This is a genomic window from Glaciimonas sp. GG7 (assembly GCF_052976905.1).
On sequence record NZ_JBRIIQ010000089.1, the window covers coordinates 1 to 15,750 of the forward strand.

The 15,750-nt window shown below is 53.0% G+C and carries 11 protein-coding genes; 6 read left to right on the plus strand and 5 right to left on the minus strand.

What is annotated here, in order from left to right; genetic code table 11:
* The 5 genes from ACVBEF_RS16800 to ACVBEF_RS16820 all read right to left on the minus strand — a co-directional run.
* A partial coding sequence (locus ACVBEF_RS16800) for a biopolymer transporter ExbD (RefSeq protein ID WP_447125078.1) occupies nucleotides 1-320 on the minus strand: 320 nt, incomplete at its 3' end.
* A 40-nt stretch (nucleotides 321-360) separates the two neighbouring features.
* Complete coding sequence (locus ACVBEF_RS16805; protein WP_447125079.1) at nucleotides 361-792, minus strand: ExbD/TolR family protein; 432 nt, start codon at nucleotides 790-792, stop codon at nucleotides 361-363.
* Between the two features lie 2 nt (nucleotides 793-794).
* Complete coding sequence (locus ACVBEF_RS16810; protein WP_447125080.1) at nucleotides 795-1,700, minus strand: MotA/TolQ/ExbB proton channel family protein; 906 nt, start codon at nucleotides 1,698-1,700, stop codon at nucleotides 795-797.
* A gap of 98 nt (nucleotides 1,701-1,798) precedes the next feature.
* On the minus strand, nucleotides 1,799-2,455 hold the full coding sequence (locus tag ACVBEF_RS16815) for an energy transducer TonB (RefSeq protein ID WP_447125081.1): 657 nt from the start codon (nucleotides 2,453-2,455) through the stop codon (nucleotides 1,799-1,801).
* Nucleotides 2,456-2,554: 99 nt separating this feature from the next.
* A complete protein-coding gene (locus ACVBEF_RS16820) occupies nucleotides 2,555-5,416 on the minus strand; it encodes a TonB-dependent receptor (RefSeq protein ID WP_447125082.1) in 2,862 nt (953 codons plus the stop codon).
* 357 nt (nucleotides 5,417-5,773) lie between these two features.
* On the opposite strand from ACVBEF_RS16820, the gene ACVBEF_RS16825 reads away from it, so the two are divergent.
* From ACVBEF_RS16825 to ACVBEF_RS16850, 6 genes are all read left to right on the plus strand, one after another.
* Nucleotides 5,774-7,576: an ABC transporter substrate-binding protein gene (locus tag ACVBEF_RS16825; RefSeq protein WP_447125083.1), complete on the plus strand. Its 1,803-nt coding sequence runs from the start codon at nucleotides 5,774-5,776 to the stop codon at nucleotides 7,574-7,576.
* A gap of 25 nt (nucleotides 7,577-7,601) precedes the next feature.
* On the plus strand, nucleotides 7,602-9,431 hold the full coding sequence (locus tag ACVBEF_RS16830; RefSeq protein ID WP_447125084.1) for an ABC transporter substrate-binding protein: 1,830 nt from the start codon (nucleotides 7,602-7,604) through the stop codon (nucleotides 9,429-9,431).
* Between the two features lie 241 nt (nucleotides 9,432-9,672).
* Nucleotides 9,673-11,724, plus strand: a complete 2,052-nt coding sequence (locus ACVBEF_RS16835; RefSeq protein ID WP_447125085.1) for a M3 family metallopeptidase — start codon at nucleotides 9,673-9,675, stop codon at nucleotides 11,722-11,724.
* Complete coding sequence (locus ACVBEF_RS16840; protein WP_447125086.1) at nucleotides 11,721-12,659, plus strand: ABC transporter permease; 939 nt, start codon at nucleotides 11,721-11,723, stop codon at nucleotides 12,657-12,659. Before ACVBEF_RS16835 ends, ACVBEF_RS16840 begins: the two co-directional genes overlap by 4 nt.
* Before the next feature lie 16 nt (nucleotides 12,660-12,675).
* A complete protein-coding gene (locus tag ACVBEF_RS16845; RefSeq protein WP_447125087.1) occupies nucleotides 12,676-13,899 on the plus strand; it encodes an ABC transporter permease in 1,224 nt (407 codons plus the stop codon).
* A 58-nt stretch (nucleotides 13,900-13,957) separates the two neighbouring features.
* Nucleotides 13,958-15,673 carry an ABC transporter ATP-binding protein gene (locus tag ACVBEF_RS16850; RefSeq protein ID WP_447125088.1) on the plus strand — a complete coding sequence of 572 codons (1,716 nt, stop codon included), beginning with the start codon at nucleotides 13,958-13,960 and terminating at the stop codon, nucleotides 15,671-15,673.
* The last annotated feature ends 77 nt before the right edge of the window (nucleotides 15,674-15,750 follow it).

Below are 15,750 nucleotides of genomic sequence, written 5' to 3' on the forward strand. Positions count from 1 at the left end.
TGCACCTCATCCACATTTCCCCCCGCCGCCACCGCCTGAAATTTCCCCTCCAGCTCAGCCCGGCTAACCATCGCCACACCATTCCACGACACCACTCCAAGCGGAGAAATATCAACAGTATCGACCACCGGCAAGGTCGTCGTCGGCGGCGGATTCCCCGTCGGCATATTCAACTTAATCGCATGATTCTGAATCGGAATCGTAATAATCAGCATAATGATCAACACCAACATGACGTCAATCAGCGGCGTCATATTCATCTCCATCATCGGCTCCGGATCGTTAGGATCACCACCCGAAGACCCCATATTCATACCCATAATTGCTTCCTTTATTTAGCAAGATTCAATCCGACAACACTCAACCACCACGCGCAGGCGGCTCAGTAATAAAGCCAATCTTGGCAATACCCGCCCGCTGCGCCGTCAAAATCACCTTACCGATATATTCATACTTGGTTTGCTGATCGCCCCGGATATGCAACTCCGGCTGCGGCACTTGCACCGCAACGACTTTCAGCTTGGCTAGCAACTGCGCCGTATTCGGTACCAGTTGCTCATTCCAAAACATATCGCCCTGCTTATTCACGGCCAGATTAATGTTCTCCGGCTTGGTTTTATAAGGCTGATCAATTTCGCTCGGCAACTTCACCGGAATCGTATGCGTGACAACTGGAATCGTGATCAAGAAGATGATCAACAGGACCAACATGACGTCAACCAACGGCGTCGTGTTGATCGTGCCTATCACTTCGTCTTCATCGTTATCTGAGGAACCAAGTGACATGCCCATGATTACGCAACCTTTTTCTTGAGGCTGGCGATCTGACCGGCTGAGCTTGACGACATCACGCCGCTGAGCAAGACCGAATGCAAGTCGCCGCTAAACGAACGAATTTCTTCCATCGCGCCCTTGTTGCGGCGGACCAACCAGTTGTAACCCAGCACAGCAGGGACCGCGACGGCCAGACCGATGGCGGTCATGATCAGCGCTTCACCGACGGGACCTGCGACTTTGTCGATCGATGCTTGTCCTGCGATACCGATAGCGGTCAACGCGTGGTAAATACCCCAGACGGTTCCGAACAAACCAACGAACGGTGCCGTTGAACCAACGGTTGCCAGAAACGCCAGGCCGTCTTGCAGGCGGCTTTGGACTTTTTCTACCGAACGTTGAATCGACATCGTGATCCAGGTATTGAGGTCAATTTGTTCCAGCAATGCGCCATCGTGATGGATGGTGGCGGTGCTGCCGGTTTGCGCAATGAAGCGGTACGGGCTGGTTGGCTTGAGAGTCGCGATTGCGGCGTCTACGGTTGGCGCTTTCCAGAACGTATTTTTAGCGTCTTTGGCAAGACCCGTTAATTTGGTTTGCTCGATCAACTTGGTGATGATGATGTACCAGCTACCGATGGACATCAACAGCAGGATGATCAGCGTACCGCGAGCGATAAAGTCGCCGCCTTTCCAGAGTGCGTCGAGGCCGTATGGGTTGTCGACCGTTTCTTTAGTGGCAGCCGGAGGCGGCGGCATTGGGGTGGCGCTAGCATCTGTGATAGGTGCGGCAGCACTAGTGGCGACAGCAGCGGCAGAAGCCGAGGCGGCAGGCGTTTGGGCCACTGCCAGCGGAGCGGCGATTGTTGCAGCGGAGATGACGAGGGCCGCAACAACGGCTGATAAGCGATTACGAGTGGTAGGCATACAAATACTCCAAATTAATCAATGAATGAAAGCGACTAAAAGACTACGGATAAGGTAATGCTGCTGTATTACGTGCATCAGGCGCGCTATTGAGCGCCTTAATCAAGTTTCCAGACGTACTGCATTTGGGTGGTCGACGGCACCGGTTTTCCGTCCGACATTGCGGGGGTGAAACGACAAAGACTCCAGGCTTTCAGGGTGGCGTGGTCCAAGTCTCTGGAGCCGCTCCCTTTTTCAACGACGGCATCGGTGACGCTGCCATCGATACCGATGGAGAGTTTGACCAAGACCGTGCCCTGCTCTTCGTTACGCAATGAAGCTCTTGGGTACTCCGGTTTTTCACAATTACCTGCAACTCTGGCGCTGGTATGCGCAGGCGTTGGCGGGCCTGGTGGCGCGGCACTCGGTTGCGCAACTGAAGTTGGCAATTCGGTGCTGGCGGGTTTGACGCTGGTAACAGCGGCGATCACATCGGTCTGCTGCTGCGGCTGCACTTTTACTTCTGGCGGCGGAACAAACGGCGGCGGCGGCGCGACCGTTTTCGGTGGCGGCGGTACTGGCTTATCTGGTGGTGGCGGTGGCGGCGGTTTGATTTCTTCAACGATCTTGGTTTCAACCGGTTGCGCAATGACGTCAACCACCTTACGCGCCAGACCGGTAAGAAGTGCGTACAAGAGCGCCACGTGCAAAAGAACTACAACGGTGATGCCAACTACATTCTTCGAGGGATTTTTCCCATCCTGCGTGAAATCCATGCCTTTTTTCCTCCGGTACTACATTGCAATTGCTGAAAATTTGCTAGTAGCGTATTGCGCACATAGCTGTGCGCAATACGCTAACGCAGTGGATGCAAGTTAGAACTTGAATCCGGCTGTGACATAGAACTGACGACCGAGTGGATCGGTGTAGCGGGCGTCATAACCTACCTGATTACCGCCACCAGCTGTCACCAACGACAACGGTGGTGTGCGTGAGAACAGGTTTTTAATCCCTGCCGTAATCACCATCGACTTGTTGACCTGCGCGCGGGTCTGCCAGTCAAACGTGGTGTAAGACGCCACGTTGTGATTTGGCATCGCCACAAACGCACCTAACGAGCCGTTTGGATTGATGATTTGCACGACTGAATCGTCTGCTGTGTAGGTCTGGTCGTGATAGCCGGAACGGTAGTTGGCGATCAAGCTGTGGGTAAACATATCCGACACCTTGAGCGACGCTGCCAATCTGGAAATCACACGGAAGATGACGTTCTGGCTCGCACCGTACTGACCAAGGCTGCTTTGCGTACCAACACCTGGATACTCTTGATCAGCTTTCATCATGTAAGTACCGGTCCATTGCAGATTCAAGTCACCGACCGGTGTTTTGGTCTTGTAACTTGTATCCCAATCGATACCTTGGTACTTGGCGCTGGCCAAATTAACCGGCGTCTGCAAGAACGCAATCGTTTGTGAGCCCTGAATCGGATCGTTAAAGAGCTTAAACAGATTGGTGTACGCACCGGTGTTACCGAAGGCGATATTTTCTTGCAAGAGACTGATCTGGTTTTTGATATTGATCGTCCACAGATCAAGACCAATCGACAGACTACGCACAGGCTCAACCCGGAAACCAATACTGCTTTGGGTCGAGGTTTCTGGTTTCAGACCGCTAGAGCCACTGAGTTGGTTACCGCCTTGCAGTACGTCGTACTGGGCAATTCCCTGACAACCGGCAGCTCTTGGATCGGATCCAGATACCGGGCAAGGATGTTGTTGCGCAGTATTGCCGGCAAACTGCACCGGCGTCGTGATTTCAGCCAGTGTCGGGGCCTTGAATCCTGTGCCGTAAGAGGCGCGGAACATCAAGGTATCGACCGGTTGCCAACGCGCAGAAAGCTTGTATGTAGCTTTGCTGGCCGCATTACCTTGGGTAGCAGAACCGATTGGGTTGCCTGCATCGTCAAAGTTCGCATTGTTTTTTGCTGCATCGTAACTGTCGTAACGCAGCGCGCCTGTGACGTCAAAGTTCTTCGCCACCGGTACCAACATTTCAGCAAAAGTACCGTAATTCATCCGGCTAGCCGAGAACGGCAGTGCGCCGCCATTGCCGCCGATGATAGTGTCGGTGAAGTTCGGCTGCAACGCGTTCTGGCCTTGCAAAATCGCACTCGGGCTATCGGTATGCGTTTCACGCGTTGCTTCTGCGCCAATACCGATTTGCGCCATGCCGCCCCAGGTTTTGAACAAATCGTGCGAACCATGCACGTTAAGTACATCGAGCTTGGTAGTGGCCTGATCCAGGGTCTGGTGCAATACGGCAGGGGCCAATATGCTGACCGATGATCCGGCTGGTGCAAACGGGTCAAAGTTGCCGCTAGCGACGATACTGTTAAACGCATTTTGGCTGGTATAGCCGGACAGAGCGTTGTCGTAGACCGTATTTTGCGAGTGTGTATACGATGCGTTGTAATCCCAACCCTTGAAGTTACCTTCAACACCGAACGCCAAATGCAGTGCGTCAGTCAGGTATTGATCGGCACGACCGCCTGCATCAAGCAAGCGCAAATTCATCAGCGCACTCTTGATGTTGGAAGGGCTTTCGCCGAGTTGTGCCAGATAAGGGGACACGTATTTAGCGTACAGCGGGCTATTTTTTGACAATGCCAATGGTTGCGATGGTGCAGCAAATTGACCCTCTAACGAAAAGCGCGATGCGACTGCTTCGGCGAAGAACGTCGTGTCGTTATTGATTTTGATATTGGCCGAGCCGACCAGACTGTCACGGGTCGATTCCGGAATCAATTGCACCGTTGACGCATAGTCGAATTTGCAATAATTCCCTTGCTGGACAGTGTTTGGTCCGCACACGCCATTGGCCAGCAGGTTAGGTGAGAACTTGGTGGTTGTATTGTCGTTATGTCGCAACGTCACCCCGGCTGGCGAGGTATTGGAGCTCAACTGAGACAACATATATTTTTGACCATCAACACTGAACGGCACGTTTCCGCTATCGGCAAAACTGCGTTGACCGGCGCTCAGTGAACGCTGCTCATCGTGGCTGTAAGCCAGCAAAAAGTTGTAGCCATCGGTGTCGAGATCGCCGAAACCTTTGGAAATACCGAAGTTATAGCTCTTGCCGCCAGCCTGCTGTGGCGAGTTATAGCTGATGCTGATGTTGGTTTCGGTTGAGTTCTTCTTCAGAATAAAATTGACCACACCGGCGATAGCGTCCGAACCGTACAAAGCGGATGCACCGTCAGTGAGAATTTCAACCCGTTCAACCGCCGACAATGGGATGCTAGCCAGATTGACCGCCGTGCCGTTGTTGATAATTGCCGAGGAAGCTACCCGACGTCCATTCAACAGCACCAGGGTATAACCGGAGCCGATACCGTGAATCGATGCCGTCTCTACACCGCCGCCGCCGCCGTTTACAGAGTTAGACGATCCAATAAATCCCTGCATCGCAGGCAATGCCTGAATCAGATCAGCCACGCTGCTAGCACCCGTCTTGGCGATATCTTCCTTAGTCAGTGTCTGTACTGGCAGCGCACCTTCTTTGGCGATCCGTTTGATGGACGAGCCGGTAATTTCAACACGTTGCACCTGTTGCGGCGCATCGTCTTGTTTTGTCTCTTGCGCCTGAACCGAATGGGCTAACAAACCCAGTCCAACCGCAACACCCCCTGAAAACATGAGCCGCAACGACCGCGACAATCCCCGTTCCTTGATCATAACCACACCCCTTTAGTTGAATGACATTTTTTAAGTGGCAGAACATTTATTTATCGCTTTGCAGGCGACTCGATCAGAGAATTATTTTGTTTTATAAGACCCAAAATTAAGTAGACTGATCGACAATATTTAACAACCATATTTCTTCACACAAAACGACTTTAAGCAAATTTTGTGCCACACAAAAATATCGTGAATTTCTGGTGTATCCTTCAACAATCGCGGGACTATAAACGCGGTTTTGGGGTGCTGAAATGGCTTGATTTACGGCCTCAAAATTCGGCGAGGTTATGTCACACAGCCGTCACAAAACATGTAAAAACGACGCAAAAAACAGATCAAAAAGGGTGGAGAAAGATGCGGTTTTTTAATCAAATAAAACATTTCCTGATGGCACCTGTCTGCGCAGCCTGCTGCCTGTCGATAGTTGCAAATCCAGCAGCCGCTGCATCAAATCCAGCAGACCTGTCGAAAGTCATGCATATCGCCTTTGAAGCCGCCGATGATGGTTTCGATATGGTCCGTACTAACAACAGTTTGTATTCGACTTGGGTGGGCGAGGCGATCTTTGAGGGTTTGCTGACCTACGACTATTTAGCGCGCCCGGCCAAACTGGTTCCCGACACCAGTACCGCGATGCCGGAAGTCAGTAACGATGGTCTGACCTATACTTTTCACATCAAGCCGGGGATTTTATTTACGCCGGACCCGGCCTTTAAAGGTGTGCGGCGCGAGCTCACGGCGCAGGATTATGTCTACACCATCGAGCGTGTGCTGGACCCCAAAAACCATTCACCGCAAGCCAGCTCATTCGAAGGCAAAATTGTCGGCCTCGATGCACTGGTCGCTGACGCCAAAAAAACCGGCCACTTTAACTACGACACGCCCGTCGCTGGCCTGACAACGCCGGACCGCATGACATTGCGGATTCAGTTAAATATGCTTGACCAGACCTTTCTTTACTTGCTGGCACACTCCACCACCGGTGCGGTCGCACGTGAAGTGGTCGAAAAATACGGTCAGGATACAGGCCGCCATCCGGTCGGTACCGGGGCCTATTTTTTGAAGGAATACGTGCCACGCAGCAAGATCGTGCTCGAAGCCAACCCTGACTATCGCAGTTTTGCCTGGAACTTTACATCTTCTGGCGACGACTGGGATAAGCAAGTCATCAAGGATATGCAGGGCAAACAGATGCCGCAGATCGGACGCGTTGAAATCAGCATCATTGAGGAAGAACAGCCGCGCTGGTTAGCGTTTGAGAGCGGCCAACTCGATGTCGGCGAAGTCACCGGCGGCTCGGTGGAAAAAGTGCTCAATAAAGATAAGCTCACCGCAAAATATGCTGATCAGGGGATATCTTTGTATCGCTATGTCGGCGCTGAAATTAACTACACTTTCTTCAACTTTAAAGACCCGGTTGTCGGTGGCTATACCAAGGATAAAATCGCCCTGCGCCGCGCAATTGCGATGTCCTATAACGTGGACGATGACATTAAACTCATACGCTTCGGTCAGGCGACCGTAGCGCAATCATCGGTCCCGCCGGGTGTAGCGGGCTTTGATCCCAAGTACCGCAGCAGTATTGGTTACGACCCGAATCTGGCAAACAAGCTGCTTGATTACTTTCAGTACCGCAAAGGCCCGGACGGCTATCGCAATTTTCCGGACGGCAAACCGCTGACACTGAAGATTTCATCCTCGGCCTCCTCCCTGGATCAGGCCCGCATGGAGCTATGGAAACGCTCGCTTGATTTCATCGGCATCCGCGCTGAATTCCCGGTAAGCAATTTCGCCGACAACCTCAAAGCGGCAGCGGAATGTAAATTAATGATGTGGGGATTAGGTGGCACAGCCAGTATCCCGGATGGATCGGATTTTCTGGAGTCCTTCTATGGCCCAAATGAAGGGCAAGGTAATCATGGCTGTTATGCTTCGGAGGCGTTCGACGCGGCATATCGTCAAGCCAACGTCTTACCAGACGGGCCGGAGCGGCAAGTCCTCTACACGCAAATGCATCGCCAGCTAGAGGCCGATACTGCCGAAGTTTTACATTTGTGGCGGGTGCGTAACTGGCTCACGCGGCCTTGGGTAAAGGGCTTTAAAAAGCATCCGATTCTGCATGCTGACTGGCAATACCTGGATATTGAAAAACATTAAAACGGTCAACGGAGACATTATTTCCATGCATTCTTCATCGCATTTTTCATCGCTGTGCAGGCTATTTTCAGCGCGCTTATTTCCAACCGTGGTTGCGGCCTTATTTGTCTGCACTGCGCCAGCCCAGGCAACGCCGACCTCCCCCGCCGATCCTGAGAAGGTATTGCGCTATGTCTTCGTCGCGCCAGAAACCGGCTTCGATCCGGCCCTCACGCGCGACTTGTATTCGCAACTGGTGAATCAATCGGTTTTCGAGACGCTGTTCACCTACGATTATCTGGCCCGACCAGCCAAGCTGGCACCCTTGACGGCAGAGGCGTTGCCAGAGGTCTCAGCGGACGGCAAGACGTATACGATCCGGCTAAAAAAAGGCATTTATTTCGCTCCCGATCCTGCCTTCAATGGCAAGAAGCGTGAGCTGACGATGGCTGACTATGTATATTCTTTAGAGCGCCTGCTGGACCCTGCACTGAGTTCGCCGCAAGCCTGGTTACTGGAAGGCAATGTGGTCGGACTGGATGAATTAGTCGTGCTTGCCAAGAAAACGCAGCACTTTAATTACGACGCCAAGGTCGCCGGATTTGAGCTGCTGGATCGCTATACCTTGCGCATACACCTGAAACATCCCGACTTTAATCTGGGCATGAAACTTGCACATCCTCCGACAGGAGCGGTCGCGCGTGAGGTCATCGAGAAATATCGTGACGTACAAGGTCAGGTTATGGCGAATCCGGTCGGTACAGGCCCGTATATGCTGACGCAATGGGTCCGTGGCTCGCGCATGGTGTTGACGGCGAATCCGGACTATCGCGGCTTTATCTGGGATTACAAGGCCGGTAGCGATCCTGAAGATCAAGAGATCGTCGCGCAAATGGAAGGAAAACACATGCCGCAAATCGGTCGCATCGAGATCAGCGTCATGGTCGAAGATCAATCGCGCTGGCTGGCGTTTCAAAAAGATGAGATCGATGTGTTTCAGTTAGAAGGCCCGCTGGCACCACAGGCGCTGATCAACGGCAAATTGAAACCGGAGCTGCTGGCTAAAGGAATCCAGTTGTCGCGCATCGTGGACCCTGAAATCAGCTATTACTACTGGAATATGCAAGACCCGATTTTGGGTGGTTTGAGTAAAGAAAAAATCGCCTTGCGCCGGGCGATTGCGATGGCCCACAACGTGCGTGAAGAAATTCAGATTGTCTGGAATGGCGAGGCGATACCGCTGGAGTATCCGATCCCGCCCGGCATCGTCGGCTATGACCCTGACTATAAAAGCAGCTTGCAGTTCGAGCCGCAAGCAGCAAATGCCTTACTCGATACATTCGGCTACAAAATCGGCAAGGACGGCTGGCGCACCTTGCCAGACGGCAAACCTTTCGAAATCCGCTACACCGCGCGTGCCGACTCGAACGGTCAGCAGCAATCAGAAATGTGGAAAAAGACCTACGACTTGATTCATATCAAGATGGTCGGCGATTTAAAACCGTTCCCGGATATCTTGAAAGCGGAGAAGCAGTGTCAATTGCAAACCCGTACTTCACCGTGGATTGCCGACTATCCTGACGGCGATAATTTTATGCAAAACTTTTATGGGCCGAACACCTATCAAAATAATAATGGCTGCTCCACGATTCCGGCCTACGACAAACTGTATGCCGAGTCGCAGATGTTGCCCGATGGCCCTGAACGCAATGTCCTGTACCACAAAATGGCGCGCATTCTGGAGGTCTATGCGCCAGTGCGTATGGGCTATGCCCGCTACCGCAACATGCTGGCGCAACCACGGGTGATCGGATTCAAAAAACATCCGATATTGCCGACAGAGTGGATGTTCTATGATATTGCTAAGCGGAAATAATCGCCGTGATAATCGTGACCCAAGAGCAAGTCTGTCACTTAAGTTTATGAGGTATCACTCAGCCGTTCGGACTGAGTAGGCACAAAGTGCCGTATCGAAGATGCGCCGCTGTATGCAACTACTTCGATACGCCCTATGGGCTACTCAGTACGAACGGGTTTTTGAAATGTAAATGACGACCTGCCCTAGTCCGATTTTTTATCTTTACCTATTATTTTTACCCATTAGTCGAAAGAATTGCATGAAATCACCATCATGTTTCTGGCCGCTGACAACCGCGCTACTGACGTTATCAACGCTATCAACGCTGGCATTGACTCCAGCCGTGGCGCAAGAACGACAGCGCCCCTTGATTCCGTTACTCAAGGCAGAAGAAGTCGGCCCGCTATGCAGCAACACCATCCGCGACTTACGCAGGCAGGTCTTAGCCATACAGAGCCTGCCCGCTAAAAATGTCCTCAGCGATTGGAACGCGCTGCAAATTGCGCTCGAAGATGTGCAAGGGCCGATGGATATTCTCAACAATGTCGCCACCGACCCCAAAGTACGCAGCGCGACCGAAACCTGTCTGATCGCGCTCAACAAATTTTCAACCGAGCTGCTGCAAAATAAACACCTGTATGCACGTTTTAAAGCAGCCCAACCTGCCGAGACTATCCAGAAAAAATTGCGTCAGGATGTTTTATATAGCTTTGAAGACGCGGGCGTAGCCTTGCCAGCGGACAAACGTACGCGACTGACGGTGATTCTCAATACGCTGGAAGAACTCAGCCAGGAATTTGCACGCAATATTCGCGACAATCATCAGAAATTGACGTTCACCCCGGCCGAGATGCAAGGGCTGCCTGCGGCCTATCTGGCCCGTCTGACAGCAGACGCAGATGGCAACTATCAACTCGGTTTTGATTACCCTGATTACAAGCCCTTCATGGAGTCGGCTGACAACAGCGCCGCCCGTCAGCGCTATCAAATGGCGTTTGAAAATCACGGAACACCAAAGAACCTTGCCGTCCTCAAGCAGGCGATGGCGCTGCGTCATGAGATGGCCGGTTTATTTGGTCTGCCTAGCTACGCCGATCTGGTGTTGCGCCGTCGTATGGCCAAGTCGCCGCCAGCGGTGACTGCCTTTCTGGACGAGGTTCAGGGCGCTGTGACCAAGGTAGAAATCAAGGAAATTGAAGAATTGCGCGCCTTTAAATCAGAGACGCTAAAAACCCCGCTGGCCGATACAACCCTGCCGCGCTGGGATGTTGAATACTGGCAGCAAAAATTCAAACAAGCGCACTACCACGTCGATCAGGAAGCGCTGCGTGCGTATTTCCCGACCGATGCTTCGGTGCGCTGGATTATGGATGTGTCGAGTACGTTGTACGGCATCCAATTCAAACGCGTGCAAGCACCGGTATGGAACGATGAAGTGCAGTATTACGACGTCATCGACAACGCCAGCAAAAGACGTATCGGCGGTATCTATCTGGACCTGTTCCCGCGTGAAGGCAAATACGGCCATGCCGCAGCCTGGGGCGTGCGTGGCGTGAGTACGCTGGCACAGCGCACCCCGATCTCGGTGTTGGTGACCAACTTTAATCGTCAGGGTTTAAACAGCGATGAACTCGAAACCTTAGTCCATGAGTTCGGCCACGTACTGCATGGTGTGCTGTCGAACACCGTCTATGTCAGTCAGGCCGGCACTAGCGTCGAGCTGGACTTTGTCGAAGCGCCTTCGCAAATGTATGAAGAATGGGCGCGCAGCAAAGAATCGCTGGCCTTGTTATCCAACTTTTGCAGTAGCCCTTGCCCGACCGTTGACGACGCTCTGTCGCAACAACTGACGGCAGCGCATAACTATGGACGCGGTATGCGCTATGCGCGGCAACTTCTGTACGCGAGTTTTGATATGCGCATTCATGGCGATCAAGCCGCAACAGAGCAGCCGCTGGCCGTCTGGCAAGCCATGGAAAGCAAGACGCCGCCAGGCTATGTGCCGGGCACTGAGTTCCCCGGTCAGTTCGGCCATTTGATGGGCGGCTATGCGGCGGGTTATTACGGTTATATGTGGTCGGAAGTATTGGCGCTCGATATGCTGTCGCGCTATCACGGCAAACTGATTAATCCTGAAGTCGGCGCATTTTATCGACAGACGATACTCTCGCACGGTAGCGAAAAAACCGGCGCGGAGATGGTCCACACGTTCCTCGGTCGCGCACCGGACAGCAAAGCTTTCTTTGCGGAAATTGCCGGCCAACGCCTGACCACATCGGCGAACCAGACAACCAACAAGGACGCCCCATGACCGCTTATATCCTGCGCCGTTTATGGCAAATGGCCCCGACCATGCTGGGCGTGATCCTGCTGGTGTTTTTCTTGTTCAACTGGGTCGGCGGCGACCCGGCCTATATTCTGGCCGGAAAAATGTCGAACCCGGCCCAGATCGCCAACATCCGCGCACAACTTGGGATCGATCAGCCGTACACCGTTCAGCTTTGGATTTTTATCAAGCAGATTGCGACCTTTGATTTTGGGACCAGCTGGAGCACAGGCGAATCGGTTGCTAACGTGATTTTGACCCGACTGGGGCCATCGCTGACCGTCCTCATTCCGCTGACCATCTTGGAAACCCTGTTAGCCGTAGCGCTGGCGCTCGGCATCGCCTTTATCCGCGGATCGGTCACAGATCGCGCAGTCATGATTGCCTGCACGGTCGGCATGTCGGTCAGTATTTTGGTCTACATCATCCTGTTCCAATACTGGTTCGCCTACAAACTCAATATCTTTCCGGTGCAAGGCTGGGGCAATAGTTTTAGCGAGAATTTATTCCGCTATTCGGCCCTGCCGATTCTGATTGGCTTGGCCGTCAGTATCGCCCCGAGCTTGCGTTTGTATCGCACCTTTGTGCTCGATGAAATCAATCAGGATTATGTCCGCACAGCACGCGCCAAGGGACTGAGCGAAAGACGGATTTTGTGGGTCCATGTGCTGCGTAATGCGGCTATTCCGATCATCACCAATGTGATGTCGAATCTGCCGGCGCTGTTAATCGGCGCTTTCCTGATCGAACGTTTCTTTTCGATTCCGGGGATCGGACGTGAAGTTATTTTAGCGGTGGAGCGCAGCGATTTTCCGGTGATCAAAGCGATCACGGTCTACGTAGCTGCTGCAACGATGCTGTTCAATCTGTTGACCGATCTGATGTATCAGGCGGTTGATCCACGCGTTCAGCTTAAGTAAGAAAGTATTCAAAGATATGCCAATTATCGTGGACTTTAAAAAACGAAGAATACAGGCCGCAGCAGCAACCGCGCCGACCCTGACAGTTGAAGTTGGCCAGGCCGCTGCCATCGCCGCCACACCAGCTCTGCTCACTTCAGCCCCATCACCGGGCCTGTGGGCCCTGGCGTGGCGACGTTTGCGTGCGGATTGGGTGGCGATGGCCTCGCTGAGCGTGGTGGCCTTGTACTTGCTGATATTGCTGCTATCGAGCACCGGCTTGATCGCCCGCGACTGGCGCGATGAAGTCGCGGTCAATTATGCGCCGCCGACTTTTATGGGCGCGCAAGTTGACGATGGCAGCAACGGGCCGGTGATCGTGACTGCCAGCGCACCGCTGCCGGACAATCCGCTCGATCCTTTAGCCGACATTCTCCATACCCTGCGTGCCAGCAAAACGATCAGCCCGACGACGCCCATCGTTGCCAATGACTATGGCATAGCCGACCCCTTGCAAAAGGAAATGACCGATATCCGAACGACCTTAGCCAAGGATGGCAGCAAAGCCATCCTTGCGCGTCGGCTGACGATGCCGTTCGGTGCCGACAAATGGGGCCGCGACATCATCAAAAAAACCATTAAAGGCGCAGAAACCTCGATCATCGTCGGCTTGGTGTCGGCTTTGCTGGCGACCGTGCTGGGGACGATTTTTGCAGCAGTAGCGGGCTACTTCGGCGGCTGGGTCGATGATGTCTTTAACTGGTTCTATAGCATCTTTACTTCGGTACCGTATCTGCTATTGATTCTGGCGGTGGCCGCCGTGTTGCAGCAAAAAGGCGTGCTGACCATCGTGTTGATTCTGGGCCTGACCGGCTGGACCGGGACGTTCCGCCTGATCCGGGCTGAATATATGAAACACAAAACGCGTGAATACGTGATGGCCGCCGACGCCATCGGGGCCTCACACTGGCGCAAAATGTTCTCGCATATTTTCCCCAATGTCAGCCACGTGGCTTTGGTGCAGCTATCGATTATGGTGGTCGGCTTTATTAAGTCAGAGGTCATCCTCAGCTTTCTGGGCTTTGGCGTACCGGTCGGCGTCGTGTCCTGGGGCAGTATGTTAAACGAAGCCCAAAACGAATTAATTCTTGGCAAGTGGTGGCAATTAGCCGCTGCGAGTATCGCGATGGCGATTCTGGTAACGGCATTCTCGCTGTTTACCGATGCGCTGCGGGATGCACTTGATCCGAAATTGAAATAGGACCGCCATGAAACCACATGAATCTAACTTAGCGCCTGAGGTGCACATGGAAACACACATGGCAGCACAAGCAGAAATACAAGCGCCGCTACTGCAAATACGTGATTTGCGCGTCAGCTTTCGGACCGATAAAAAACACAGCGTTGAGGCAGTCAAAGGGATTTCCTTCGATATTCCATACAACTCCACGGTCGCGCTAGTGGGTGAATCCGGTAGCGGAAAATCCGTCAGTTCGTTAGCCGTCATGGGCTTGTTGTCGCCCGATAGCGCCAACGTCGATCCGGCATCCTCGATCATGTTTCAGGGCCGCAATTTGTTGGCGCTGTCACTGGCAGAGCGCCGCCAATTGTGCGGTAAAGATATCTCGATGATTTTCCAGGAGCCGATGACCTCGCTCAACCCGGTGTTTACCGTCGGCTTTCAGATCGCCGAAGTATTACGTCAGCACATGGGCATGAACGGCAAAGCAGCGCGTCAACGCGCCATTGCGCTACTTAAAGAAGTCGGCATTCCGCTGCCTGAAACCCGCATCGACGCCTATCCGAATCAACTCTCCGGCGGCCAGCAACAACGCGTCATGATCGCCATCGCGATTGCTTGTGAGCCGAAATTGCTGATTGCCGACGAGCCGACTACAGCGCTCGATGTGACGATCCAAAAGCAGATTATCGATCTGATCGCCGCGCTGCAAAAACGTCACAATATGTCGGTCCTGTTCATTACCCATGACTTAGCGCTAGTGGGCGAAATCGCCGATCAGGTGGTCGTCATGCGCAACGGCGAAGTGCGTGAAAAAGGCGACGTCAAGCAAATCTTTGAAGCGCCACAAGACGCCTACACCAACGCCCTGCTGCTATGCCGACCATCGCTGGACAGCCGCCCGTGGCGCTTGCCGGTGATCAACGATTATCTGACCGGCAAACCAGAAATCGAACATCCCGATCTGACCCTCAAACAGCGCAGCCGTGGCCTCAACGGCACGGAAGAAATCCTGCTCGATGTGCGTAATCTGGGTAAAAGTTTTTATACCCGCGAAGGACTATTCGGACGTAAAGAATTCAAAGCTGTACAAGACGTGTCGTTCACGCTGGCACGCGGTAAAACGCTGGGCGTGGTCGGTGAATCCGGCTCTGGTAAAACTACGGTCGGCCTGACCTTGTTGCGACTGCATCAGGCCACAAGCGGACAGGCGCTGTTTCAGGGCAAAGATATTCTGTCGATGTCGAACAAAGATTTCATGCCCTACAAACGCCGGATACAGATTATTTTTCAGAACCCGTATGCGTCGCTCAATCCCCGCTTTACGGTCGGCCAGATTTTGCTCGAACCGATGCGTATTCACAACATCGGCCGCAATGACAATGAGCGCGTTGACATGGCTTTAACGCTGCTGCAAAAAGTCGGCATGCCGGTGGCCGCTTTCCATCGCTATCCGCATGAATTTTCCGGCGGTCAGCGCCAGCGGATTGCGATTGCGCGTTGCCTGACATTGAAGCCAGAAGTGCTGGTCTGCGACGAATCGGTCTCCGCCCTTGACGTGTCCGTGCAGGCGCAAGTCTTGAATCTGTTACAGGATTTGCAGGAAGAATTCGGCATGAGCTACATCTTCATTTCGCACGATCTGGCGGTGGTTAAATACATTGCCGATCAGGTGATGGTGATGCATCAGGGCGAGGTGGTTGAGCTGGCGAATTCGGATGAGTTGTATCGCAATCCGACTAACGCTTATACGCGCTCGTTGCTCAGTGCAATTCCACGCGGGTTGCAGAACTAAATGCCTCCCTAAACCGTTCGGACTGAATAGGCACGTAGTGCCGTATCCTTCGATACGCTGCACTACTCAGGACGATC